The organism is Polaribacter sp. YIW18 (assembly GCF_057219325.1).
In genome coordinates this window covers 1-23909 of sequence record NZ_JBXVVE010000004.1, presented here as the reverse complement: position 1 = coordinate 23909, position 23909 = coordinate 1, and the positions used below count along the sequence as shown (strand labels likewise).

Here is a 23909-nt window from a genome sequence, read left to right as displayed (position 1 = left end):
GATAAGACTATTAAAAAAATTTAAAAATGGGATTAATTGGAATGATTTTGGCTGCAGTATTAGTTGCTGTACTCTTAGCTATTGTTATAGTTAAGTTTTTACCTTTAAAATTAAGATGGATAGCATCCTTACTATTGTTATTTTTAGCAATATTTCTAGGTTATAAAATTTATATGGGTATTATGGAACCTATCAACTTTAACAATGATAAAGTTAAAAGATATGCTCCAGTAATTAAAAAACTTAAAATTATTAGAGATGCTGAAATTAAATTTAATGAAGCTACTGGTAATTATACAGCAGACAAAAATATTTTAATTCAATTTATAGATTCTGCTAAGTTAGCTCTTACTAATACAAAAACTATTGTAGAAAAAGTTAACAGAGGTGGTGGTATTATTGATGAAGTTGAAGTTAGAGTAACAGATACTATTGGGTATGAACCTGTATTAAAATACTTTAAAGACAGAGATTATAAAAATATGTTTAAAGTAACTGGTTCAGACAAAGAATTTGAATTAGAAACTGGAACTGTAGAAAAAATACCTGGTTTGGTAGTACCAACTTTTAGAGCAAGAACTTCTAAAGAAACCCTTTTAAAAGGTATGAATGAATCTTTAGTAAAACAAGAATTAGAAGCAATAGCAACAGACCAAATTAAAGGAGAATATGTTTCTGTTGGCTCTTTAGAAGAAGTAACAACAGGTGGTAACTGGCCACCATCTTACGATAAGAAAGGTGAAAATAAAGAATAGTAGTATCCCTTTAAACAAATCCAAAGAAAATAAATTATCCATCCAATTTAATTTGGATGGATTTTCTTTTTGTATACACAACCCAGGTATAAAAAAAGATGTTTATTTTTCTGAATATGCTTTTGAAGAAACACTTAAAACTCCTGAAGAGTTATTAGAAAAAATTAAAGAAACCTTTAAAAAGGATACCATTTTACAAAAAGATTTTTCTGAGGTTATAGTAATTCATCAAAATAACTTAAACACTTTAGTACCAAATATGTTTTTTAAAGAAACTCATTTAAAAACCTATTTAAATGGTAACATAAAAACACTTGCTACAGACTTTATAACTTTTGATGAAATTAAAACCATAGGGGCTAATAATGTTTACATCCCATATGTAAATATTAATAATTATTTTTTTCAGCATTTTGGTGAGTTTGAATACAAACACCATATAACAGCATTGATAGAAAAAATTGTAAAATTATCTATGGCTAAAGAAAAAACAATGTTTGTAAATGTATCTAAAAGCAGTATCGATATTTTAGTTACAGAGAACAATACCCTTCTTTTAGCTAATAGTTTTCAATACAATAGTAAAGAAGATTTTATATATTATATTTTATTTGTTGCAGAACAACTACAATTAGATACAGATGCACTTTCTCTTTATTTTACAGGAGCCATATCTGTTAATAGTGATGTTTACAAAATAGCGTTTACCTACATTAGAAATATTTATTTTTTAGAAAGTAACAATGCTATTTTTGCGAATTTAAACATGCAAAAGCACACCAATTACATATTATTAGGCACATGAGAATCATTTCTGGCAAATACAAATCTAGGCGAATACAAGCACCAAAAAACCTACCTGTTAGACCAACGACAGACATGGCAAAAGAGTCTTTGTTTAACATTTTAAACAATACCTATTATTTTGATGCTATTTCTGTAATAGATTTATTTGCAGGAACTGGAAATATTAGCTACGAATTTGCTTCTAGAGGTACTAAAACTATTTATGCTATTGATGCTAACTTTGGTTGCATTAAGTTTATAAATAACACCGCTAAAACTTTAGAATTAGATATTAATACTTATAAGAGTGACGTTTATAAATTTTTAGAGAAAACCAATTTAAGTGCAGACGTTATATTTGCAGACCCACCTTATGATTTTGAAACCGAGCAATTTTTAAAAATTGTAGACTTAGTTTTTGAAAACAATCTTTTACATGAAGATGGTATTTTAATTGTAGAACACTCTAAACACACAGATTTATCTAACCATACAAAACATAGTTACGATAAACGTTATGGTGGTAATGTATTTAGTTTTTTTGAAAATAATTTAGAAAAAGAAAACTAATTACTATAGTAAAGAAGTTATAATATCTGAAATGGTAATACCTTCTGCTTCTGCCTTATAATTTTTAACAATTCTATGAGAAAGAATTGGTATAGCCACTGCTTTTACATCTTCTATATCTGGAGAATATTTACCATTAACTGCTGCATGAGCTTTAGCTGCTAAAATTAAGTTTTGTGACGCTCTTGGTCCTGCACCCCAATCTAAATAACTTTTTACCATTTCTGTAGCTTTATCAGATTTTGGTCTTGTTTTTCCTACCAAACCAACCGCATATTCTATAACATTATCTGCTACAGGTATTTTACGAATCAATTTTTGTATTTCTACAATTTCGTCGCCATTAAATATCGCATTTATGTTCTGATTTAAAATAGACGTGGTACTTTTTACAACTTGAATTTCTTCTGCAAAAGTTGGATATGCTAAATTGATAGAAAACATAAATCTATCTAACTGTGCTTCTGGTAAAGGATACGTACCTTCTTGCTCAATTGGATTTTGTGTGGCTAACACAAAAAACGGTAAATCTAATTTATAATGATTTCCAGAAACGGTTACCGATCGCTCTTGCATTGCTTCTAACAAAGCAGCCTGAGTTTTTGGAGGGGTTCTGTTAATTTCGTCTGCTAAAATAATGTTAGAAAAAATAGGCCCTTTTATAAATTTAAACTTTCTGTTTTCGTCTAAAATTTCGCTACCTAAAATGTCTGAAGGCATTAAGTCTGGTGTAAATTGTATTCTGTTAAAGTGTAAGCCTAAAACATCTGAAACCGTATTTACTAATAAGGTTTTTGCCAAACCTGGCACACCAATTAATAAAGAATGACCACCACAAAAAATAGATAATAAAGTAAAATCTACGGCTTCTTTTTGTCCGATAATTACTTTGCCAATTTCTGCTTTTAGTAAATCAAACTTTGCTACTAATTCGTTTACGGCTCTAACGTCTGACATTATTTATTTACTTCTTTTTTCCAGTTCTTTTCAAAAGTACAGTTCTTATAATCTTCACCAATTTTTATATAGGTGTCTTTAATTTTGTCTTTTGCCCATTTTTCTATTGCCTCTTCTTTCTTTTTCTTTAAAGCTAAATCTTGAACTTTTACATAATCATCAACAAAACCTGCTTTATGAGTATCATTTTTATCTCTCATTAAAATAAATTTGTACATTTTTTCTCCTCCAGAGGATTGATCATAAAACACATCTGAGAACTCTCCTGTTTCAAGTTCATTTACCCTAGCATACATTGCTGGGTCCATTCTTGTTAATTCAAATCTAGACTCTCCTGTATATGGGTTTATAATTAAACCATTGTTATTTTTAGATTCCTTATCGTCTGAAAACTTTTTTACAGCTTCTTCAAACGTTAGTTTACCAGCCTCTATATCTCTTTTAATTTCTTCTACCTTAAACTTAATTTCTTGTAATCTAGCTTCTGGTATTTCTGGTTGCATTAAAATATGAGATACAATTCTTGTGTTTCCTTTAATTTCATGCAATAAAATAATATGATAACCATACATTGTTTTAAAAGGCTCAGATATTTGTCCTTTTTCTAAAGAGAAAGAAACTTCTTTAAACTCTTTAATTAAACTAGCTTCTTTAGTTACTACAATTCTCCCATTATCTCTAGTAACACCAGGGTCTTTAGAATTTATAATAGCTTTTAGTCTAAAACTTGCACCCTCTAAAACTTCTTGTCTAATTTCTTTTAATTTATCTATTACTTTTTTATTTTCTTCTGGGGTTGGTTCTGCATTCATTACCAATTGTGCCAATTCTATTTCTGCAGCAAATTCTGGTAATTCTCCTTTTTCTTTTAAACCATTGTAATACAAACGTACTTCTTCTGGAGTAACATCTACTTTTTCAGTAATTTTTAGTTGTTCTTTTTCTACCAAAAGATTTTCTTTTTGTACCGCGTATAATTCTTCTTTTAAATCTGTTAAATCATTAAAACCATAAGCTTGTATAACTTTGTCTAAAGACCCGTATTGTTGTGTAAAAAATTGAACACTTCTATCTACTCTAGCATTTATTTCTGGATCGGAAACTGTAACACTATCAATTATTGCGTGATGAGATAGTAATTTTTGTTGCATTAATTCTTCTAACATTTCGCAATTAGAAATGGTAATTTTACCTTCACTTCTTAGCTCTACTTCTTGCTTAAACTTCTCAATATCAGAATCTAGTACAATATTTTTACCTACAACAACGGCTACACCATCAATTTTTACTTTTTGTGCATTTGTTTGAAATACACTCATTAAAACTAAGGTGAAAGTAAAAAGTAGTTTAATATATTTTAAAGTTATTTTTTTCTGTGGCATCTTTTACTATTATTTTTTCTATTTCTCTAATTAGTTCGATTTTACGCTTGTGTAAAATCATTTCTTTTATAGTAGGTTCTATATAACTTAGAGGCGCTATATCGTTTCTATTTAAAATATCTTTTACAGCGACCAAATATAAACCTAATGAGTCTTGTTTTTGAATGAATTTTGTTTTTTTTAACAAATTTTCTTTAGAAACAGGTAGTTTTAACAAAATCTTGTCTAATTGTACCCAAACAGAATCGTTTAATTGATATTTTTTAAAGCTCAATTGCATTTGTTCTAATTGCTCTGCTGCTTCTATATCATCCAATTTAAAAAGTTTTATAATCTCTTTTTTATCTTTGATATTATCATCAAAATGCAAGTATTTTAATTTTAATAATACCTCATTCAATTTAAAATTTTCTTTATTAAAGTCGTAATAACTTTCTACTTCATCTTGAGAAATGATAGTATCTAATTGCTGTTTTATAAGTTCTTCTTTATAATTATTTATCAATAAACTTTCTCTGTAATCTTGTACCAGTTTTTTAATATTTTCTAAAGCTTCTAAAGAATTGTTTTTTTCTGCATTTTTTAATAGCAGCTTTTTAATTGCCCAGTCTTGTATATAACTTTTTACTAAAAGCAAACTATCTTCTTTAGCTATATTTTGAGGTAAAATATCTTTTACATCTTCTCTAAAAAGCTTTTCTGTATCTACAATAGCAATAATTTCAGATGAATTTACTTGTTTTTCTTGTACCGTAAGATAATCGCAAGAAAAAAATAAGAGTACACAAAAAAAAGCGATAACCAATCTCATTTGTAATTAATTGTAATATTTAATTAGTTTTTTTAATTGTCTTTTACGAATTTTAATATTGCTTTTTTTTCTTAAATCAGCAATCCATTTTTTTTCTAGATAATTTTGATAATCGTTCATTACCTCACCTTTATTATCCTCTAATTTTCTAGAACTATAATTAGCTTTATGCTTCTCAAAATAGTTTTGTAAACCTAGAGTATCTTTTGTAGACTTATTCCAAATTTTATCTTGCATTAATTCAAACAACAACAATCCATCTTCATATTCTTTTAAAATGTATGCATATTCTGGTTCTGTGTTTACCAAGTTTTCTTTGTAATAAGTAAGTATTTCTTGATTTTTAAACATTTCAAACAAGGTAAATATAGGTTGGTTTCTTCTGTTTTTAATGTAATCTATAAAATCTTCTTGCTTTATCTTTTTATCGTTGATAGAAAACATCATTATTTGTAAAGAATCTTTAGGAATAGCTCTAATATTTTTTCTGTCTAATATTTTTTTAGCCGCCTCATTTTCTACAATATTATAAGTCGCTTTTAACTTATTGATTACAGCTGTTTCAGACATTTGCATTCTAGCGCTATTTTTAATTTTATTTCTTAACTCTTTTTCTAATTCTTTAAATGGTTTTACAGGATGTTTCTTAATCAACTTTACAATATGCCAACCAAAACGGGTTTTAAAAGGTTTAGAAAATGCACCTTCTTTTTGTAGAGAAAAAGCGGCATCTTCAAAAGGTTTTACCATTCTACCAGTACCAAATTTACCTAATTTACCTCCTCTATTTTTAGAGCCATTATCTTCTGAATATTGTTTGGCTAATTCTTCAAAACTGTTATTAACAATTAATTTTTCATATACTTCAAAAATTTTCTTTTTACCAACATCGGTCGTATCTAGAATTAAAATATGAGCTGCTTCTATCTCACCTTCAGAAGGTTTTAAATCGTCTACTTTTAAAATATGATAACCAAATTGGGTTCTAAAAGGTTTAGATACCTGCCCTACTTTTGTATTGTAAGCAGCATCTTCAAAAGGGGTTACCATTTTAAAAGCATCAAAATACCCTAAATTACCCTTGTTTCCTTTTCTTCCTGATTTTGCATCGTCTCTAGCAGAATTGTCTTCGGATGTTTCTTGAGCAACTTTTTCAAAATCCTCGCCAGCAAGGATTCTATTTCTAATTTTTAGAATTTTATTATAGGCTTTTATAGTATCTTTTGGCCTTGCATCTTTAGCAGTTCTAATTAAGATATGTTTAGCTTTTACCTTATTTTTTACTCTAAAATAAACATCTTTTACCATTTTATCTAGAAAAGTAGTATCTTGTAAATAAGGAGCCGCTAATTGGTTTTTATAGGTTTCAATTTCTTTCTTGTAAGAAGGTAAAGTATCTAATTTTAGTTGATATGCTTCCTTAACCTTTAATTTATAATTGATAAATAATTCTAAATTATTAGTTACATCTTTCGCTTCTTTATTATCAATAGCATCTAAGTTTTTTTCGTAAACCCTTTTAAAATCTGCAACTGTTATATTTTCTTCGTTAATGGTTACTAGTGTTTTTGATTTTTTCTGAGAAAAAATACTCATTGATATTAATAAAACACAAATAGATAAAATTTTAATTTTCATAAGATTGATTATAAAGATATGATTCCTTTTATTTTTTCAGCTTTTTTATAATATGAAATAACTTCGTCTGAATTTTTTAACTTTAGCATAATAGAAACACTAACATATTTACCTGTTTTAGATTTTTTTGTTTTTATTACAGCACCCGTTTTATCAAATATGCCCTCTACTTCAGCAACCTGGTTCTCTGTAGTTGGTACAATAAATTTATACAAATAATCTGCAGGAAACTTAGTCGTATCTTCTAATTGTACTTTTAATTTGGTATAAAATTCGTCTTTATTACTCATATTAACTACTAAAATTTTTATAAATAGCTAATCACAAAATTACATTAAATATTAGTTTTATAAAGGGAATGATTTATTTTTGTAACATGCAACAAAAAATTGTGCTTATTGGTGGCCCAGGAACAGGCAAAACAACTGTAATAAATTATCTTGCTAATAAAGGTTTTAACTGCATGCCAGAAATATCTAGAGAAGTAACTATAGAGGCGCAAAAAAAAGGGATAGAACAACTTTTCTTAACAAAACCTTTATTATTTAGTGAAATGCTTTTAGAAGGCAGAATACAACAACATAAAAAAGCATCTGAACTAAATAACAATATCGTTTTTTTTGATAGAGGTATTCCTGATGTTTTTGCCTACATGGATTATTACAACACCGATTATCCTAAAAAATTTAAACAAAAAAGTAACGCTTTTACCTATTCTAAAGTTTTTCATTTTGCCCCTTGGAAAGAAATACACACTACAGATAATGAGCGCTACGAATCTTTTGAAGAAGCTGTAAAAATTGACACTTTTTTAACCAAGGCTTATACAAATTTAGGATATCAATTAATTAATGTTCCTTTTGGCGATATTGAACAACGTGCACATTTCATTTTAAATTCGCTTTCTCGCGAATGAGTTTCCACTTAGAAAAAATATTAGAAAAAAATTGGGGACATAGCTCTTTTAGGTCTCCTCAAAAAGAAATCATAACTACTGTCTTAAATCAAAAAGATGTCATTGTTTTATTACCTACCGGTGGTGGTAAATCTATTTGTTTTCAAATACCAGCTTTAGTTAAAGACGGCGTTTGTATTGTAATTTCTCCACTAATTGCTTTGATGCAAAACCAAGTAGAAAATTTAAAGCAAAGAAATATTAAGGCGGTTACAATACCTTCTGGGAGTAATCAAAATGAAATTGTTGCTATTTTTGATGCCATTAAATTTGGTGATGTAAAGTTTTTATACATTTCTCCAGAGAGATTACAGTCTAGCTTAATTCAGCAAAAAATAAAAGAACTAAATGTAAATTTAGTAGCTATAGATGAAGCACATTGTATTTCTGAATGGGGCCATGATTTTAGACCATCCTATAGAAACATAGCCATACTTAAAAAGCAATTAGAAAACGTAAAATTTATTGCGCTAACAGCAACAGCCAATAAAAAAGTTTTAGAAGATATTGCCAATAACTTACAATTAGATAAGCCTGTTACGTTTAAAAAATCGTTTTATAGAGAAAATTTAGCGTATCAAGTTTTTAAAATAGAAGACAAATTAGAACGCTTAAAGCAGATTTTTTATAAAACAAAAACACCTGCTATTGTTTATGTAAATTCTAGAAAAAAAACAGTGGAGTTATCTAATTTTTTAAATGCAAACCAATATAAAAGTACCTATTATCATGCAGGTTTAACCGCCTTAGAAAAACAAACTGCTTTTAATAATTGGCTTACAGAAAAAACACCCATAATTGTTGCTACAAATGCATTTGGTATGGGTATAGACAAAGCAAACGTTGGTTTGGTTATACATTATAACATACCTAATAACATAGAAAACTACGTGCAAGAAACAGGTAGAGCTGGTAGAAATACTAAAAAAGCTTTTGGTGTTTTATTATATAATGAAAATGATATTTTTCTGCATAAAAAACAAACAGAAAACAGCATTCCTTCTATTGCAGAAATTAAAAAAATACATCAAAAATTATATCAAAATTTTAGTGTTGCTTATGGCGAGATTTCAGAAATTATTTACGAATTTAACTTTCAAGAATTTTGTAGAAAATATAAGTTACATCCTCTAAAAACAGCAACTACCATTACTTTATTATCAAATTATGGCATTATTGAGTTGCAAAATAGTTTTCAAAATAAATCTACATTAACTTTTATTGGCAGTCATCAAAGTATTTTAAACTTTACCCAAAAAAACAAAAAACTAAAAGATTTTGTACATACCGTTTTAAGAACTTATGGTGGTGTTTTTGAAAATGAAATAAAAATAAATGAATTTGTACTAGCCAAAAAAGCCCATATAACCTCTACACAAGTAATAAAAAACCTACAAAATTTAGATGCTTTAGGTTTGGTAAAATACCATGCTGTTACTTCTGATAGTTTATTAACTTTTTTAGTACCAAGAGAAGATAATAAAACAATTAACAGGCATTCTAAAGAAATGCAACATTTTTTGGCTCAAAGAAAGGAAAAAGCGATTGACTTTGTTAATTTTATAACTAATCATAACATTTGTAGAAGCAAACAAATACTAAGCTATTTTAATGAAAAAACATCAAAAAACTGTGGCATTTGTGATGTTTGTATTGCAAATAAAAAAAGAGTTTTAGTAGATGTATCAAACCAAATTATACATCTTCTTATCAAAGAAGTAGACTTATCTTCTAAAGAAATAAGCAACCAATTACAAATTGCAGAACAAGACATTTTAATACATTTGCAATTACTATTATCTCAAGATAAAATACTTATAAATCACCAAAACAAATATCATCTAAAAAAATAATTATGAAAGATTTACGTATCGTATTTATGGGTACACCAGATTTTGCTGTAGCCATTCTAAAACATTTGGTAGACAATAATTATAATGTAGTAGGTGTAATTACCGCACCAGATAAACCTGCTGGTAGAGGACGAAAACTAAACGAGTCTGCTGTAAAAAAATATGCTTTACAAGAAAACTTACCAATTTTACAACCAACTAACTTAAAAAATAAAACATTTTTAGAAGATTTAAAAAGTTTAAACGCCAATTTACAAATAGTAGTTGCTTTTAGAATGTTACCAAAAGTAGTTTGGCAAATGCCTAAACATGGTACCTTTAACTTACATGCGTCTTTGTTACCACAATATAGAGGGGCAGCACCAATACATTGGGCAATTATTAATGGCGAAACCAAAACTGGTGTAACTACTTTTTTTATTGATGATAAAATTGATACTGGCGAAATAATTTTACAAGAAGCAATACCTGTTTTAAACACAGAAACTGTAGGCACTTTACATGATAAATTGATGGATTTAGGCGCTAAATTAGTTACCAAAACTGTAGACTATATAAGTATTGATGATATTAAAACAGAAAAACAGCCTGAGTTAGAGCAAAAATCTGCGCCCAAATTAAATCCTGAAAACACAAAAATAGATTGGTTCGACAGTTTAGAAAATATCTATAATAAAATTAGAGGTTTAAACCCTTTTCCTGCAGCTTGGACGATTATTTACAATAATGGTGAAGAAATTACTGCAAAATTATATGCTATAAAAAAAGAAACTACCATGCATAATAATAAGCCTGGAAAAATTATAACAACTAAAAAAGAACTAAAGGTTGCTGTAAAACAAGGATTTATTATTATTGATGAAATTAAACTTTCTAGCAAGAAAAAAATGGATACAAAAAGTTTGCTAAATGGCTATTCTTTTTCTGAGGAAGCCAAAATGTTGTAAAGCCTTTATTGGTGTGGTTTATAGCGTTTTTGGTTTTTCAAAGTATGGTTTATTAACAATTGATATGCTTTTATTAACAAAAAGGGCCTTTTTAGGTACTAGAATTTGCGTAAAACCACAATCCTACTATATTTGTTTAGCTTTTAAGCAAAAAAAAATTTATTAAACAATTTAAAAATTTATTTATTATGAACAAATCTGATTTAATCGATGCAATGGCTGCTGACGCAGGAATTTCTAAAGTAGCAGCAAAAGCAGCTTTAGAGTCTTTTACAGGTAACGTAACTTCTTCATTAAAAAAAGGTGAAAAAGTTGCTTTAGTTGGTTTTGGTACTTTTTCTGTATCTAACAGAGCTGCAAGAACTGGTAGAAATCCTCAAACAGGAAAAACTATCCAAATTGCTGCTAAAAATGTAGCAAAATTCAAAGCTGGTGCTGGATTAAGCGATGCTGTAAACTAGTCGTTCTAGTTTAAGACAATATAAAAACTCTCTTTTTTAAAGAGAGTTTTTTTTTATTTTATATTTTTTTTTATATTTAAAGAAAAACAAATGACTATGCTAAACCCTAAAAAAGGAAGGTTATTAGTTGCAGAACCCTCTATTTTGAGTGATGATTCTTTTAACAGAGCAATTGTTCTTTTGACAGAGCATACAGAAAATAATTCTGTAGGATTTATTCTAAATAAACCCCTTTCTTATAGCATTAACGATTTGTTACCAGAAATAAATTGCTTTTTCAATATATATCAAGGTGGACCTGTAGAGCAAGACAACTTATATTTTATTCATAGAATACCTCAATTATTAGCCGATAGCATAGAAGTTGCCAATGGTGTGTTTTGGGGAGGTAATTTTAAACAATTAAAACAATTGCTAAACGAAGGTTTGTTACAAGAAACTGACATTCGTTTTTTTCTTGGATATGCTGGTTGGGATAAAAATCAATTAAATACAGAACTACAAGAAAACTCTTGGTTTGTGGCAAAAAATGATTTTGAAAATATTTTTTCTAAAGACGAAGAAACACTTTGGAAAAACAAACTGTTACAAAAAGGAGGTGCCTACAAACTTTGGGCAAATGCACCAAATAATATCAATTTAAATTAATTCCCTGCAATTTCTAATACTTTTAAGTTAGCTGCTAATTTTTTACTAAAATTAACTATAAAGTTTTTCTTTTTATATTTAGTAACAGGCTGTATTCCCATAATTGCGTTGGTTATAAAAACCTCATCTGCTTTTTGAATTTCAAAAGGAGATATGGCTGTTTCTTCTAATGTAAAGTCTTTATGTTTTGTAATAATATCAATTAATTTTTTTCTAACAATCCCTTTAATACACCCTTCTGTTAATGCTGGTGTTTTAATAACTGAATCTTTGATTACAAAGATATTTCCGTTTGTTACCTCTACGACTCCTTTTCTTTCGTTTAAAAGAATACAGTTGTCTAAGTCATTCTCATCAGCAAAAATACTAGCTAATGTATTTAGCATTCTGTTGTTTGTTTTTATGGTTGATAACAAACCAGAATAATTATAAAAATCTTTAAAAACATCTACATGATAGTTTTCTTTTACCTTATAATTTGCTGCAGAAGCTTCTATTAAATAATCTATTTGATTTGTTTCTGGAGTGTATAAACCACCATCTTTTCTAAACACATTTAAACGAACCCTATTTGTTGTAACATTCTCTAAAACTGCAGTTGTTTTTAAAATTTCTTTTTCTAAAAATTCTAAAGTAAACTTCATAGGAATTTTCATACGCAGCATTCTCATAGATGCCATTAGTCTAAAGTAATGATCTTCCCAAAAAATAATTTTATTGTTTACCACTTTTATGGTTTCAAAAATACCATCTCCGTATTTAAAACCTCTGTTATTCGTGGTTAACTTTACGTTTTCTTTAAACAATAACTCTCCATTAAAATTTATCATTCTTCATTATTTTAAAAAAAACAAAATTACTATAAATAGATAGATTTAAAGCATAAAAAAACCAGCAATTATGCTGGCTTTTATTTTGTAATATTATTAATTAAGCACCTATAGTATGCTTTAATTCGTCTATTTGATTTTCCCAAAGTTGTTTAGACTCCTCTACTTCATCTTCATCATCTGCAAAATCTGTAACAATCAAAGAAACATCTTTTGTCAAAGAGTCTACTTGTATCTTTATTTCAAAATAACTTTCATCATTTTCACTTTCTAACCATTTCCAGCGAATTCTATCATCTGTTTTCTTAGTTATTAACTCGGCTTTTTCTTCAGTATCATCCCAAATAAAACTAAATATTTTACCTCTAGAGTTTACTTTATCTGCAAACCATTCTTGCAAATTAGATGGAGAAGAAATGTATTGATAAAGCATGTTTGGAGATGCATGTACAGGGATTTCTAATTCGAATTTAACTTTTTCCATTGTTGATTAGTTAGGTTGACAAGATAGGTATTAATTCTATTTAAAAAAAATTAAAAACACTTGTTGCTTATCTCTAAAAAGTAATTATATTTGCACCCGCAAACCAATGGCGAGGTAGCTCAGTTGGTTAGAGCGCAGGATTCATAACCCTGAGGTCGGCAGTTCAAATCTGCTCCTCGCTACAAACTTAAAGTTAATAAAATCAACGAATTGTGTCTCACAATTCGTTTTTTTATGTCTTCATTTTTCTTGCCGTTTTTAAAAAGAAAATAGTATAGTACAAAATTCACCTATAAAATTAAATGAATATGATTATGCTTTAAATAGAAAAAATAATATTTAGTGGTTAGTAAAAACATATAAATTCCAAAAAAAATTCCGTAAATATCTACTAAGTATTTCATTTTAAGCGCAATCGAAAGAGTGATTATTTTTTGTAAAAAAAATCATTGCAGAAGTTAAAAAACATTTTATATTTGTAGCTCTTTACCATGCGAAAGTAGCTCAGTTGGTAGAGCGTCAGCCTTCCAAGCTGAATGTCGCCAGTTCGAACCTGGTCTTTCGCTCTAAAGACTTTATTAGAAATAATAAGGTCTTTTTTTATGCCCAAAATTTAGTTTTTATTTAATTTATCGCCAAAAATTAGTAAGAAAAGAATAGGAATTGCTAAAAGAAGTATGATTAATTTATGGGTATTAAACACAGACGGACTTAAAATTAAAGTTAACACAAAGCCACCCATAGCGCCACCTAAGTGTGCTGCATGCCCTATATTACCTACTTTATTTTTCATACCATAAATAGAATATAACAAATAGCCTAAACCAAAAATATAACTAGGTATGGCTATAGGTATAAAAAATAAATATAAGTTCATACCTGGATAAAGTAAAATAGACGAATAAACAATACCAGAAACTGCGCCAGAGGCACCAACAGCACTGTAATAAAGTTCTTTTTTATGATACTTTAAAGCGTATAAACTACCTGACAGTAAGCTAGCAAAATAAATGATTAAAAAGTTTGGCATCCCTAATCTGTTTGCAACAATGCTTCCAAAAAGGTATAGTGTATACATATTAAACCCAAGGTGAATCCAATCTACATGTAAAAAACCAGAGGTAAACATTCTAATTTTTTCGCCAGATAAAATACTACTTACTTGAAATTTATATTTATTTAAAAAAGAGTAATCGCTAAAACCTTTCATAGAAACCAAAACATTGGCTACAATTATTAACAAAACTGCTTGATTTATATTTCCTATCATATCACAAACATAATAAAATCTGTTTACTATATCTCTTTTCGTTTTAAATTTATATACGATATTTGCAAGAACAAAATTAGATTATGCAGTTTATTGTTTTTGCAATTACCTATCCTATCATCTGGGTTTTATCTAGACTTCCTATGCGAATCTTATATATGAAATCTGATATTTTTTTCTTTTTGATTTATCATGTAATTGGATACAGAAAAACAGTTGTTTTAGAAAATTTAAAACTTGCTTTTCCCAATAAACCTGAACAAGAATTGCTACGTATCAGAAAAAAATTCTTTAAACATTTAATGGATTTATTAATGGAAAGTGTAAAAGCGTTTTCTATTTCTGAGAAAGAAATTTTAAAAAGGTACACATATAAAAATCCAGAATTGGTAAATAAATATGCAGAAGAAGGAAGAAATATTGCTTTAGTAGGGGCACATCAAGCAAATTGGGAGTGGTCAACTAGTTTGGCATTGGTTTTAAATATTGATGTATTGGGTGCTTATACCAAATTAAACAACAAATATTTTGAAAAAGCAGTTAGAAAATCTAGAGAAAAATTTGGAGTCATTGGTTACAAAACCTCAGATATGATTAAGGGAATGAAACAACGCTTTTCTAAAAAAGAAAAAGGAGCTTATATTTTATTGAGTGATCAATCTCCACAACCTCATAAAACGTATTATTGGCGAGAGTTTTTTAACATAAAAGTTCCAGTACATACAGGTGCAGAAATGCTATCTAAACGTTTTGATTTGGTAGTAATAAACTATGTTGCCAAAAAAGTAAAAAGAGGACATTATGAAGTGGAGTTTCAGCTTATAACAGACCAACCTAAAGAGTTTGAAAATTATCAAGTTACAGATCGCTATACCGAGTTAACAGAAAAAAACATTTTAGAGCAACCAGAATTCTACTTATGGTCTCATAAAAGATTTAAACATAGCAATAATGTTCCTGCGGAATTTCTATAAATTACAACCCAAACCAGCTTTTAACTAATAAATGTTCAACAGGTGCAATAGACTTGTGTGCATAATCATTTTTAATGGAGTTATACTCGTAATCTTTAGCCCAAGTTTCTATATTATTTGCTAATTCTTTTAACGATCTGCAAATAAAATCTAACTCTTTATTTGTCATAGTAGGATGCGCAGACAAACGAATCCAACCAGGTTTTTCAGTATTACAACCATGCAAAATTTGATCTTTTATTTTGTTAGAAGTTTTTTGGTCTACATTCAGTAAAAAATGTCCATAAGTTCCTGCACAAGAACATCCACCTCTAGTTTGTATTCCAAAACGATCATTTAATAATTTTACCACTAAATTAAAGTGATATTTTGTAAAGTAGAAAGAAAAAATACTTAGCCTATTTTTATGCTGTGGAGCTAAAATTTTAACTTCTGGTAAACTTTCTAAAGTTTTAAAAATTACCTTATTTATTTCTTTTTCTCTATTTTTTATATTTTCTACTCCCATTTCTTCTTTTAATTGAATAGCCAAAGCAACTCTAATGGTTTGTAAAAAAGCTGGGGTACCACCATCTTCTCTAGTTTCAACATCATCAAAATAATCATGTTGTCCCCAAGGATTTGTGTAGCTTACAGTACCACCTCCAGGATTATCTGGAATGGTATTTTTGTATAATTTTTTGTTGAAAATTAAAACCCCTGAAGAACCAGGACCTCCTAAAAATTTATGGGGAGAAAAGAAAATAGCATCTAAATATTCATCCTCATTTTCTGGATGCATATTTATATCTACATAAGGTGCACAACAAGCAAAATCTACAAAACACAAGCCCTTGTAACTGTGTATTAATTTTGCTACTTTATGATAGTCCGTTTTTATGCCTGTTACATTAGAACAAGAAGTTATTGAAGCTATTTTAATTTTACGATGTTTGTGTTTCTTAATACAATTTTCGAAGTTTTTTAAACAAACTAAACCGTCATCATTACAAGGTACAACAACTACATCTGCAATGGTTTCTAACCAAGAGGTCTGGTTAGAGTGATGTTCCATATGAGATATAAATACAATTGGCTTTATATCTTCTGGAATGGCTGTATGGTTTTTTAAATTTTCGGTAACTTTTAATCCTAAAATACGTTGAAATTTATTTACAACTCCTGTCATACCAGAACCTGAGGTGATTAAGACATCATTTTCATTGGCATTTACATGACGTTTTATAATCTTTCTAGCTTCGTGATAAGCCAAAGTCATAGCTGCACCAGAAGTAGAAGTTTCTGTATGTGTATTGGCTACAAATGGACCGAATTTTTCAAGCATTTTTCCTTCAATAGGTCTATATAGTCTACCACTGGCAGTCCAATCTGTATACATTAATTTTTGCTCTCCATAAGGAGATGTAAAAGTTTGATTGATACCGACTATATTTTTTCTAAATTGATTAAAATACTTTTCTAAATCCATATAAGAATGTTTAAATAAGTTCTTTTATTTCTGCAATAAATCTATTTGCCAAATCGTCTGCAGCTTGTTGCGATTTTGCTTCTGTATAAATTCTAATAATAGGTTCTGTGTTCGATTTTCTTAAATGAATCCACTCATCTGCAAAATCTATTTTTACACCATCTATTGTATTCACTTCTTCATTAGCGTATTTAGACGCCATAGTTTCTAAAATACTATCTACATCTATTGCTGGTGTTAACGTAATTTTATTTTTACTCATAAAATAACTTGGATACGAATCTCTTAATGCTTTACAAGAGATTTTTTTATGAGCTAAATGCGATAAAAATAAAGCAACTCCCACTAAAGAATCTCTTCCATAATGAGAAGCTGGGTAAATGATTCCTCCATTACCTTCTCCACCAATTACGGTATTGGTTTCTTTCATTTTGATAACCACGTTTACTTCACCAACTGCAGATGCAGAGTAAGTTCCTCCATGTTTTTGGGTAACGTCTCTTAATGCTCTAGAGGATGATAAGTTAGAAACGGTGTTTCCACCTCCTAATTTACCTAACACATAATCTGCACACGCTACTAAAGTATATTCTTCTCCAAACATAGAACCGTCTTCTGAAATTAAAGCCAATCTATCTACATCTGGATCAACAACAATACCAAAATCTGCTTTTTCTTTTACAACTAAATTAGAAATATCTGTTAAATGTTCTTTTAATGGTTCTGGGTTGTGTGGAAATTGCCCATTAGGGGTACAATATAACTCTACACATTCTACATTCAATTCTTTCAGCAAAGCTGGAATAAAAATACCTCCTGTAGAATTTACACCATCTACAATTACTTTAAAATTTGCTTTTTTAATAGCTTCTACATCTACTAATTCTAAATTTAAAACTTCTTGTATATGTTTGTGTAAATAAGTTGTGTCTTTAGTATAAACTCCTAAATCGTCTACTGCTGCAAATTCAAAATCTTCACTTTCTGCTAGTGCCAAAATTTTTTCTCCTTCTGCTCCATTTAGAAATTCTCCTTTTTCGTTCAATAATTTTAAGGCATTCCATTGTTTTGGGTTGTGAGATGCTGTTAAAATAATACCACCATCTGCTTTTTCTAAGGGTACAGCCACTTCTACAGTTGGGGTGGTTGATAAACCTAAATCTACAACATCTATCCCTAAACCAACTAAAGTATTAGCAACCAAGCTCGAAATCATTTTACCAGAAATACGTGCATCTCTACCAATTACAACTTTAATACTTTCTTTTCCTTTATTTCTTTCTTTAATAAAGGCACCATAAGCAGATGCAAATTTTACTGCGTCTATTGGTGTTAAATTGTCTGCTGTTTTGCCTCCAATGGTTCCTCTAATTCCTGAAATTGATTTTATTAATGTCATTATTTTGGTTGTCTTTTTTTATCGATTTCACAAAGATAATTCTATTAAATGAGTCTTTAAAATAAATTAACAAGTAGTAAGTTTCAATTGCTTTTAGTTTCTAAATAAGAGCGTTAGGGATTGAAGTGTTTGTTTGAGCTCTCACGCTTTTTTGCGTGAAGCGAGTACGTAAAGCCCGACCTTTAGGGAACGCCCAAATTATAGTTATTAGTTATTTATAGATTCTGAAACGAGTTCAGAATACAAAAAAGCCGATACAAAATTGTATCGGCTTTTTGGATATTTAGATTCCTGTTTACACAGGAATGACAACTGGAAGAAAATTATTTTTTCTTTTTTGCGCCAGCTTCCATTTGCTTTTTTAAGTCTGCTAAACCTCCAATATCTCCTAACGTAGTTTTTTCTGCATCTGCAGATTTTTTAGCAGCAGCTTTAATATTTCTCTTTTCTTCTTCTCTAAAGATTGAAGTATGAGAAACTACAACTCTTCTATATTCTTTAGAAAATTCCATTACAATAAAGTCTACTGTATCTCCTTTTCCTAATTTAGAACCGTCTTCTTTTTCTAAGAAACGAGTTGGTGCAAAACCTTCTACGCCATCTACAAAAGTTACCACTGCTCCTTTATCGTTCTTGTCTTTAATAGTACCTTCGTGTGTAGAACCTATTGTGTAGGTAGCTTCATGTGCATCCCAAGGGTTATCTTGTGTTTGCTTATGACCTAAGTTTAATTTTCTGTTTTCTACATCTAACTCTAATACTTGTACTTCTAATTGGTCTCCAACAGTTACAAAGTCTGATGGGTGCTTAATTTTCTTAGTCCAAGATAAGTCTGAAATATACACTAAACCGTCTATACCTTCTTCTAATTCTACAAATACACCAAAGTTTGTGTAATTTCTTACGGTACCTGTGTGTGTAGAGCCAACTGGATATTTAGTGGTAATGTCTGTCCAAGGATCTGGGTGTAATTGTTTCATACCTAAAGACATTTTACGGTCTTCTCTATCTAAAGTTAAAACTTGTGCTTCTACTTTATCTCCAACTTTTACGAAATCTTGAGCTGAACGTAAGTGTGTAGACCAAGACATTTCAGAAACGTGTATTAAACCTTCTACTCCTTGTTCTACTTCTACAAATGCACCATAATCTGCAATTACAACAACTTCTCCTGTTACTTTATCGCCAACTTTTAATTCGTTATCTAAAGCTTCCCAAGGATGAGCAGATAATTGTTTTAAACCTAATTGAATTCTAGATTTGTTATCATCAAAGTCTAAAATAACAACGTTTAATTTTTGGTCTAATTCTACAACCTCATTAGGATGATTAATTCTAGACCAAGATAAATCGGTAATATGTACTAAACCATCTACACCACCTAAATCTACAAACACACCGTAAGAAGTAATGTTTTTAACAACACCTTCTAATACTTGTCCTTTTTCTAATTGGCCAATGATTTCTTTTTTCTGTAATTCAATATCTGCTTCAATTAAAGCTTTATGAGAAACTACAACGTTTTTAAATTCGTGGTTGATTTTCACAACTTTAAATTCCATTGTTTTTTCTACATACTGATCGTAATCTCTAATTGGTTTTACATCAATTTGAGAACCTGGTAAAAATGCTTCGATACCGAAAACATCTACAATCATACCACCTCTAGTTCTACACTTAACAAAACCGTTAACTACTTCACCAGTTTCATGTGCGTTGTTTACACGCTCCCAAGCTTTAATTACTCTTGCTTTTTTATGAGATAATACTAATTGACCAGAAGAATCTTCTCTTTTGTCTACTAATACTTCTACTGTATCTCCTTCTGATAAATTTGGGTTGTAACGAAATTCGTTTAAAGAGATAACTCCTTCTGATTTTGAGTTGATATCTATAATTGCATCTCTATCTGTAATTCTAATTACAGTTCCTTCGATTACATCACGCTCGTTTACAAAACCTACAGTTCCTTCTAAAGCTTTTTCAAACTCTTGTAACTTTGCTTCATCAACAGCTTCTATACCTTGCTCATATTTGTGCCAGTTAAAGTCTGCTAAAAATTGTTTTGGGTCTTGTTTTTCTTCTACAGCAGGAGTTGCTGTTTCTTGTACTTCTGTAGCAGCAACCTGCTCTTCAGTGTTTTTTGTTTCTTCAGACATATGTCTAAATTAAATTTGTATCTTTTTGTTTTACAGATTATTAACGATTAAAACGCAAAGAGATGTTTTTATAAATTATTTTCTTTGTTTCCTTTTCTTTATCTGTTCTCGTAAAAAGGAGTGCAAATTTACAAAAAATACTTGATTTTTAAAGACTTACTTTTAAAAAAATCTCATAATTTGTGTTTTTCTGAAAGAAAAATTGGTAAAAATTATACCACATGTAAAGAATTAAAGGTAAAACAGAAGCAGAAATAAAACAAACTTTAAAAAAATTGAAGCTGTATAAAGCAACATAAGTTAAGTTTTAAAGATGTTGAAAAACATAAAGTTTTACTAATAAATAATAATGATTTTTCTATAACGAATGTAATTTATCGTACTTTTTTAAGGATAATATACCCGCAAGAACTACCTTTGCAATCTATTTGGTTGGAGCTGCACAAATTAAGATTTAAATAGTTGCTGCAAGAAAGTAAAGCATGGATAAAAAAACACAAGATTTAGTAGATAAAGGAATAATGTTGCCATTAATGGAAGAATTTTACACCATACAAGGTGAAGGTTCTCACACAGGTACAGCTGCTTATTTTATTAGAGTTGGTGGTTGCGATGTTGGTTGCCATTGGTGTGATGTAAAAGAGAGTTGGAATGCAGATTTGCACCCACCAACTTTGGCAGACACCATTGTAGAAAATGTTAAAAAATATGCAAATACTGTGGTTATTACTGGTGGTGAGCCACTAATGTGGTCTATGGATTATATTACAGAATTACTTCAAAAAAACAACATAAAAACCCATATAGAAACTTCTGGTGCTTACTCTTTCTCTGGAAAATGGGATTGGTTTTGTCTTTCTCCTAAAAAAACAAAGTTACCTTTAGATGAAGTTTACAAAGAAGCAGATGAATTAAAAATGATTATTCATAACAAATCTGATTTTGATTTTGCAGAACAAGAAGCAGTAAAGGTAGGCAGAAAATGTCAACTTTTTTTGCAACCAGAATGGAGTAAAAAAGAAAAAATAACAGAGCAAATTGTTGAGTATGTAATGAAAAATCCAAAATGGAAAATTTCTTTACAAACCCATAAATATTTGCAGATTCCTTAACATAATAAAATTGTTTAGCTAGTTTTATCAAAACTTTATCTTGCTTTCAGTCCTCAGTCTTTTTAAAGAAAAATCAAAAAAGATTTCAAATAAATAGCCTGTTTGAGGCTCGGTGAAAGGTTTAATCTGTTTGTATCTAATTCGATTTAAGATATTTTTTTGTCAATTAAAATACAAATTCTTTCAAATTGCTCATCAATTCCCATATCAGAATTATCAAACTCAATAGCATCTTCTGCCATTACTAATGGCGAATCTTTTCTAGTAGAATCTATACGATCTCTTTCTTGAACATTAAATAAAATGTCTTTAAAACTAACATTATCTCCTCTATCTATAAGCTCTTTGTAACGTCTTGTAGCTCTTTTATCAGCAGATGCAGTCATAAATAACTTTATATCTGCATTAGGAAAAACAACGGTTCCAATGTCTCTTCCGTCCATTACTATACCACCATTTTCTCCCATTTTTTGTTGTTCTAAAACAAGTTTTTTTCTAACTGCAGTAATTTCAGCAATTTTACTTACAAATTGAGAAACTTTAAGACTTCTAATTTCTTTTTCAACATTTATATCATTTAAGTACATTTCTGCAAAACTTAAATGTTCATTAAAAATAAACTTAAGAGAGATCTTTTTAAGGTTTGAAACCAATGAATCTACATTAAAAAAATCAGATCCAATAAAGTTATTTTCTAATGCATATAAAGTAACAGCTCTATACATAGCACCAGTATCTACATAAATAAAATTGTATTTTTTTGCAATTAATTTAGCAATAGTACTTTTTCCAGTTGATGAAAACCCGTCTATAGCAATCGTTATTTTTTTATTCATATTATCTTCTTCTACTATCTAAATCAATTTCTAAACTAAATGTGCTTACATTTGAAGCAGCATGAAATCTAGAATTTGCATAGTTAAATTTAAATCTATTCATTTTTATACCAAATCCAAAAGAAATGCCACTAAAAGTTCTTGCATTTTGTAACTTTAATTCTGCAGCTCTTCTAAAATTATAGCCCATTCTAATATTTATAAGTTTTTCTGGAAATAATTCGGCACCAATTACCAAATGTCTTAATGTATTATTAATAAATCCTATTTTTTCTGATGTTACATTACCTTGTAAATCTGTTATTTGTTCTGAAGGATTAGGTACTGAAACATCCCATTTTTGTAAATTATCTAATGTAAAATACCATTTTAAAGGAACATACAGTAGCTGATAACTTCCACCTAAAGAAATTTCTAATGGAAATTTTTCTTTCACTGTATGATAAGAGGTAATCTGTGTACCAATATTTCTAGCAACTAAAGTAACAGAAAAAGGTTTAAATGGGTTAGAATATAATAATGCAAAATCTAACGCTACACCTGTAGAATTAAAATTACTAATTGTAGAAGTAATTAACTTTAAATTAGTTCCAAAATAAAAATTAGTATTTGGTAAATTATAAGCATAACCAACGGATAAAGCAATATCATTTGCACTAAAACTACCTGTTTCGTTTCCTTGTGCATCAGCACCTATTAAAGAACCATAATTCAAATATTTTATATTAGCGTGAATGGTACCAAATCTTCTAGATATTTCTCTTGCATAAGAAATAGATCCAATATTGATTCCTGCTAAATAACTAGAGTAATTTACAGACAATTTTCTATCTAAATTACTATTTATAAAAGAAGGATTCCAAATAGGTTGATTAATATCATCTTTAATACTAATTGTTTTACCTCCTAAAGCAATTTGTCTTGCAGAAGTAGAAACATTTAAAAACTGGTAAGCCTGTTCCCCTCCAACTTGTCCATTTGTAGGAAAAATAAAAAGAATACTTATAAACAGAAAAAATAAAGGTAATTTCATAAACCTATAACAAAGAAACAAAGTATTATAATAGTAACGAAAATAAATCAATATATTTTAAATACTTAATTTAATTATACTAATGTATATAATAAAGCTACGATAACAAAAACTAAAAAGGAGTTTAAAAAAAAAACCTCATATCGTATGATATGAGGTTTTGTAATTTCTGATAAGTCAGAAACTTAAAGAAAGGCAGCGACCTACTCTCCCACAAAAATGCAGTACCATCGGCGCTATTGGGCTTAACTTCTCTGTTCGGTATGGGAAGAGGTGAGCCCCAATGCTATAACCACCCTAAGAATTTGGTTATTAGTTATTGGTTGATAGTCGTTAGTAAAAAACTAACGTCTAAAGACTAAAAGCTAACAACTGCAAGCTAGGCTTGCAATAAGTTAACATATGGTAAAATAATATTGTAAGTTTCATTAGATACTAAAACAAGTTCAGTACAAGAAAAAAAGAGTGTCTCCCGAGCCGAAGCTCGGGAAGCGTACATAAGTCTATGGGTTATTAGTACTACTCGGCTATGACATTACTGCCTTTACACCTATAGCCTATCAACGTTGTCATCTCCAACG

General features: G+C 29.2%; 23 protein-coding genes, 2 tRNA genes and 2 rRNA genes. 12 read left to right on the top strand and 15 right to left on the bottom strand.

The window, feature by feature from the left end:
* Positions 1-26 precede the first annotated feature (26 nt).
* The 3 genes from AC2D6T_RS05550 to rsmD are packed head-to-tail and all read left to right on the top strand — an operon-like array spanning position 27 to position 2111.
* Positions 27-755 carry a hypothetical protein gene (locus tag AC2D6T_RS05550; RefSeq protein WP_484680757.1) on the top strand — a complete coding sequence of 243 codons (729 nt, stop codon included), beginning with the start codon at positions 27-29 and terminating at the stop codon, positions 753-755.
* Positions 739-1560 (top strand): DUF3822 family protein, encoded by an 822-nt coding sequence (locus AC2D6T_RS05545; protein WP_438988197.1) that lies wholly within the window; start codon positions 739-741, stop codon positions 1558-1560. Before AC2D6T_RS05550 ends, AC2D6T_RS05545 begins: the two co-directional genes overlap by 17 nt.
* Positions 1557-2111, top strand: a complete 555-nt coding sequence (gene rsmD, locus AC2D6T_RS05540; protein WP_298949309.1) for a 16S rRNA (guanine(966)-N(2))-methyltransferase RsmD — start codon at positions 1557-1559, stop codon at positions 2109-2111. Before AC2D6T_RS05545 ends, rsmD begins: the two co-directional genes overlap by 4 nt.
* Positions 2112-2114: 3 nt before the next feature.
* Here the strand turns inward: rsmD and AC2D6T_RS05535 are convergent, their stop codons facing one another.
* From AC2D6T_RS05535 to AC2D6T_RS05515, 5 genes are read right to left on the bottom strand one after another with little or no spacing between them, the layout of a single operon-like run.
* Positions 2115-3068: an AAA family ATPase gene (locus tag AC2D6T_RS05535; protein ID WP_484680756.1), complete on the bottom strand. Its 954-nt coding sequence runs from the start codon at positions 3066-3068 to the stop codon at positions 2115-2117.
* Positions 3068-4387 (bottom strand): peptidylprolyl isomerase, encoded by a 1320-nt coding sequence (locus AC2D6T_RS05530; protein ID WP_484680755.1) that lies wholly within the window; start codon positions 4385-4387, stop codon positions 3068-3070. The genes AC2D6T_RS05535 and AC2D6T_RS05530 overlap by 1 nt, the downstream gene beginning before the upstream one ends.
* Positions 4388-4415: 28 nt before the next feature.
* On the bottom strand, positions 4416-5261 hold the full coding sequence (locus AC2D6T_RS05525; protein ID WP_484680754.1) for a hypothetical protein: 846 nt from the start codon (positions 5259-5261) through the stop codon (positions 4416-4418).
* Between the two features lie 6 nt (positions 5262-5267).
* Positions 5268-6899 carry a peptidylprolyl isomerase gene (locus AC2D6T_RS05520; protein WP_484680753.1) on the bottom strand — a complete coding sequence of 544 codons (1632 nt, stop codon included), beginning with the start codon at positions 6897-6899 and terminating at the stop codon, positions 5268-5270.
* An 8-nt stretch (positions 6900-6907) separates the two neighbouring features.
* Positions 6908-7189, bottom strand: a complete 282-nt coding sequence (locus AC2D6T_RS05515) for a DUF493 family protein (RefSeq protein WP_484680752.1) — start codon at positions 7187-7189, stop codon at positions 6908-6910.
* 86 nt (positions 7190-7275) lie between these two features.
* Between AC2D6T_RS05515 and AC2D6T_RS05510 the strand changes: the two genes are divergently transcribed.
* From AC2D6T_RS05510 to AC2D6T_RS05490, 5 genes are all read left to right on the top strand, one after another.
* A complete protein-coding gene (locus AC2D6T_RS05510) occupies positions 7276-7815 on the top strand; it encodes an AAA family ATPase (RefSeq protein WP_484680751.1) in 540 nt (179 codons plus the stop codon).
* Entirely contained in the window at positions 7812-9707 is a 1896-nt protein-coding gene (locus AC2D6T_RS05505) for a RecQ family ATP-dependent DNA helicase (protein WP_484680750.1), read from the top strand. The genes AC2D6T_RS05510 and AC2D6T_RS05505 overlap by 4 nt, the downstream gene beginning before the upstream one ends.
* A gap of 2 nt (positions 9708-9709) precedes the next feature.
* Positions 9710-10654, top strand: a complete 945-nt coding sequence (gene fmt / locus AC2D6T_RS05500; RefSeq protein WP_484680749.1) for a methionyl-tRNA formyltransferase — start codon at positions 9710-9712, stop codon at positions 10652-10654.
* A gap of 161 nt (positions 10655-10815) precedes the next feature.
* Positions 10816-11115: an HU family DNA-binding protein gene (locus tag AC2D6T_RS05495; RefSeq protein WP_273518661.1), complete on the top strand. Its 300-nt coding sequence runs from the start codon at positions 10816-10818 to the stop codon at positions 11113-11115.
* A 90-nt stretch (positions 11116-11205) separates the two neighbouring features.
* A complete protein-coding gene (locus tag AC2D6T_RS05490) occupies positions 11206-11763 on the top strand; it encodes a YqgE/AlgH family protein (RefSeq protein ID WP_273518658.1) in 558 nt (185 codons plus the stop codon).
* Here the strand turns inward: AC2D6T_RS05490 and AC2D6T_RS05485 are convergent.
* On the bottom strand, positions 11760-12593 hold the full coding sequence (locus tag AC2D6T_RS05485) for an aminotransferase class IV (protein WP_484680748.1): 834 nt from the start codon (positions 12591-12593) through the stop codon (positions 11760-11762). The two genes, AC2D6T_RS05490 and AC2D6T_RS05485, sit on opposite strands and share 4 nt — an antisense overlap.
* A 100-nt stretch (positions 12594-12693) precedes the next feature.
* On the bottom strand, positions 12694-13077 hold the full coding sequence (locus AC2D6T_RS05480) for an START-like domain-containing protein (protein WP_484680747.1): 384 nt from the start codon (positions 13075-13077) through the stop codon (positions 12694-12696).
* A 108-nt stretch (positions 13078-13185) separates the two neighbouring features.
* Here AC2D6T_RS05480 and AC2D6T_RS05475 point away from each other — a divergent pair.
* Together AC2D6T_RS05475 and AC2D6T_RS05470 are read left to right on the top strand one after the other, a co-directional pair.
* A tRNA-Met gene (locus AC2D6T_RS05475) sits at positions 13186-13259 on the top strand.
* A 311-nt stretch (positions 13260-13570) separates the two neighbouring features.
* Positions 13571-13643 (top strand) — tRNA-Gly (locus tag AC2D6T_RS05470).
* A gap of 47 nt (positions 13644-13690) precedes the next feature.
* Here AC2D6T_RS05470 and AC2D6T_RS05465 read toward each other — a convergent pair.
* Positions 13691-14347 carry a rhomboid family intramembrane serine protease gene (locus AC2D6T_RS05465; RefSeq protein WP_484680746.1) on the bottom strand — a complete coding sequence of 219 codons (657 nt, stop codon included), beginning with the start codon at positions 14345-14347 and terminating at the stop codon, positions 13691-13693.
* 83 nt (positions 14348-14430) lie between these two features.
* Here AC2D6T_RS05465 and AC2D6T_RS05460 point away from each other — a divergent pair, with 83 nt between their 5' ends.
* Positions 14431-15321: a lysophospholipid acyltransferase family protein gene (locus AC2D6T_RS05460; protein WP_438988186.1), complete on the top strand. Its 891-nt coding sequence runs from the start codon at positions 14431-14433 to the stop codon at positions 15319-15321.
* Between the two features lies 1 nt (position 15322).
* Here the strand turns inward: AC2D6T_RS05460 and AC2D6T_RS05455 are convergent, their stop codons facing one another.
* From AC2D6T_RS05455 to rpsA, 3 genes are all read right to left on the bottom strand, one after another.
* Complete coding sequence (locus AC2D6T_RS05455) at positions 15323-16789, bottom strand: aminotransferase class V-fold PLP-dependent enzyme (protein WP_484680745.1); 1467 nt, start codon at positions 16787-16789, stop codon at positions 15323-15325.
* A 10-nt stretch (positions 16790-16799) separates the two neighbouring features.
* The gene (glmM, locus tag AC2D6T_RS05450) at positions 16800-18188 is read right to left on the bottom strand and encodes a phosphoglucosamine mutase (RefSeq protein WP_484680744.1); all 1389 of its coding nucleotides are present in this window, start codon (positions 18186-18188) and stop codon (positions 16800-16802) included.
* Positions 18189-18511: 323 nt separating this feature from the next.
* A complete protein-coding gene (gene rpsA / locus AC2D6T_RS05445) occupies positions 18512-20347 on the bottom strand; it encodes a 30S ribosomal protein S1 (RefSeq protein ID WP_484680743.1) in 1836 nt (611 codons plus the stop codon).
* A gap of 482 nt (positions 20348-20829) precedes the next feature.
* On the opposite strand from rpsA, the gene AC2D6T_RS05440 reads away from it, so the two are divergent.
* Positions 20830-21459, top strand: a complete 630-nt coding sequence (locus tag AC2D6T_RS05440; RefSeq protein WP_484680742.1) for a 7-carboxy-7-deazaguanine synthase QueE — start codon at positions 20830-20832, stop codon at positions 21457-21459.
* A gap of 146 nt (positions 21460-21605) precedes the next feature.
* On the opposite strand, the gene cmk is transcribed toward AC2D6T_RS05440, so the two are convergent.
* From cmk to AC2D6T_RS05420, 4 genes are all read right to left on the bottom strand, one after another.
* On the bottom strand, positions 21606-22295 hold the full coding sequence (cmk, locus tag AC2D6T_RS05435) for a (d)CMP kinase (RefSeq protein WP_484680741.1): 690 nt from the start codon (positions 22293-22295) through the stop codon (positions 21606-21608).
* Position 22296: 1 nt separating this feature from the next.
* Positions 22297-23328: a type IX secretion system protein PorQ gene (porQ, locus tag AC2D6T_RS05430; protein WP_484680740.1), complete on the bottom strand. Its 1032-nt coding sequence runs from the start codon at positions 23326-23328 to the stop codon at positions 22297-22299.
* Positions 23329-23518: 190 nt separating this feature from the next.
* Positions 23519-23628, bottom strand: a 5S ribosomal RNA gene (rrf, locus tag AC2D6T_RS05425).
* A 193-nt stretch (positions 23629-23821) separates the two neighbouring features.
* Positions 23822-23909: ribosomal RNA gene (locus AC2D6T_RS05420) — 23S ribosomal RNA — on the bottom strand; the annotation flags it as partial.

What these genes read in the sequence shown, in the direction of transcription:
- AC2D6T_RS05440 (WP_484680742.1), top strand. Translation starts at nt 20,830, where the DNA reads ATGGATAAAAAAACACAAGATTTAGTAGATAAAGGAATAATGTTGCCA.
- AC2D6T_RS05520 (WP_484680753.1), bottom strand. Translation starts at nt 6,899, where the DNA reads ATGAAAATTAAAATTTTATCTATTTGTGTTTTATTAATATCAATGAGT.
- AC2D6T_RS05460 (WP_438988186.1), top strand. Translation starts at nt 14,431, where the DNA reads ATGCAGTTTATTGTTTTTGCAATTACCTATCCTATCATCTGGGTTTTA.
- AC2D6T_RS05490 (WP_273518658.1), top strand. Translation starts at nt 11,206, where the DNA reads ATGACTATGCTAAACCCTAAAAAAGGAAGGTTATTAGTTGCAGAACCC.
- AC2D6T_RS05480 (WP_484680747.1), bottom strand. Translation starts at nt 13,077, where the DNA reads ATGGAAAAAGTTAAATTCGAATTAGAAATCCCTGTACATGCATCTCCA.
- fmt (WP_484680749.1), top strand. Translation starts at nt 9,710, where the DNA reads ATGAAAGATTTACGTATCGTATTTATGGGTACACCAGATTTTGCTGTA.
- AC2D6T_RS05505 (WP_484680750.1), top strand. Translation starts at nt 7,812, where the DNA reads ATGAGTTTCCACTTAGAAAAAATATTAGAAAAAAATTGGGGACATAGC.
- AC2D6T_RS05530 (WP_484680755.1), bottom strand. Translation starts at nt 4,387, where the DNA reads ATGAGTGTATTTCAAACAAATGCACAAAAAGTAAAAATTGATGGTGTA.
- AC2D6T_RS05550 (WP_484680757.1), top strand. Translation starts at nt 27, where the DNA reads ATGGGATTAATTGGAATGATTTTGGCTGCAGTATTAGTTGCTGTACTC.
- cmk (WP_484680741.1), bottom strand. Translation starts at nt 22,295, where the DNA reads ATGAATAAAAAAATAACGATTGCTATAGACGGGTTTTCATCAACTGGA.
- rsmD (WP_298949309.1), top strand. Translation starts at nt 1,557, where the DNA reads ATGAGAATCATTTCTGGCAAATACAAATCTAGGCGAATACAAGCACCA.
- porQ (WP_484680740.1), bottom strand. Translation starts at nt 23,328, where the DNA reads ATGAAATTACCTTTATTTTTTCTGTTTATAAGTATTCTTTTTATTTTT.
- AC2D6T_RS05525 (WP_484680754.1), bottom strand. Translation starts at nt 5,261, where the DNA reads ATGAGATTGGTTATCGCTTTTTTTTGTGTACTCTTATTTTTTTCTTGC.
- glmM (WP_484680744.1), bottom strand. Translation starts at nt 18,188, where the DNA reads ATGACATTAATAAAATCAATTTCAGGAATTAGAGGAACCATTGGAGGC.
- AC2D6T_RS05465 (WP_484680746.1), bottom strand. Translation starts at nt 14,347, where the DNA reads ATGATAGGAAATATAAATCAAGCAGTTTTGTTAATAATTGTAGCCAAT.
- rpsA (WP_484680743.1), bottom strand. Translation starts at nt 20,347, where the DNA reads ATGTCTGAAGAAACAAAAAACACTGAAGAGCAGGTTGCTGCTACAGAA.
- AC2D6T_RS05535 (WP_484680756.1), bottom strand. Translation starts at nt 3,068, where the DNA reads ATGTCAGACGTTAGAGCCGTAAACGAATTAGTAGCAAAGTTTGATTTA.
- AC2D6T_RS05515 (WP_484680752.1), bottom strand. Translation starts at nt 7,189, where the DNA reads ATGAGTAATAAAGACGAATTTTATACCAAATTAAAAGTACAATTAGAA.
- AC2D6T_RS05485 (WP_484680748.1), bottom strand. Translation starts at nt 12,593, where the DNA reads ATGATAAATTTTAATGGAGAGTTATTGTTTAAAGAAAACGTAAAGTTA.
- AC2D6T_RS05455 (WP_484680745.1), bottom strand. Translation starts at nt 16,789, where the DNA reads ATGGATTTAGAAAAGTATTTTAATCAATTTAGAAAAAATATAGTCGGT.
- AC2D6T_RS05510 (WP_484680751.1), top strand. Translation starts at nt 7,276, where the DNA reads ATGCAACAAAAAATTGTGCTTATTGGTGGCCCAGGAACAGGCAAAACA.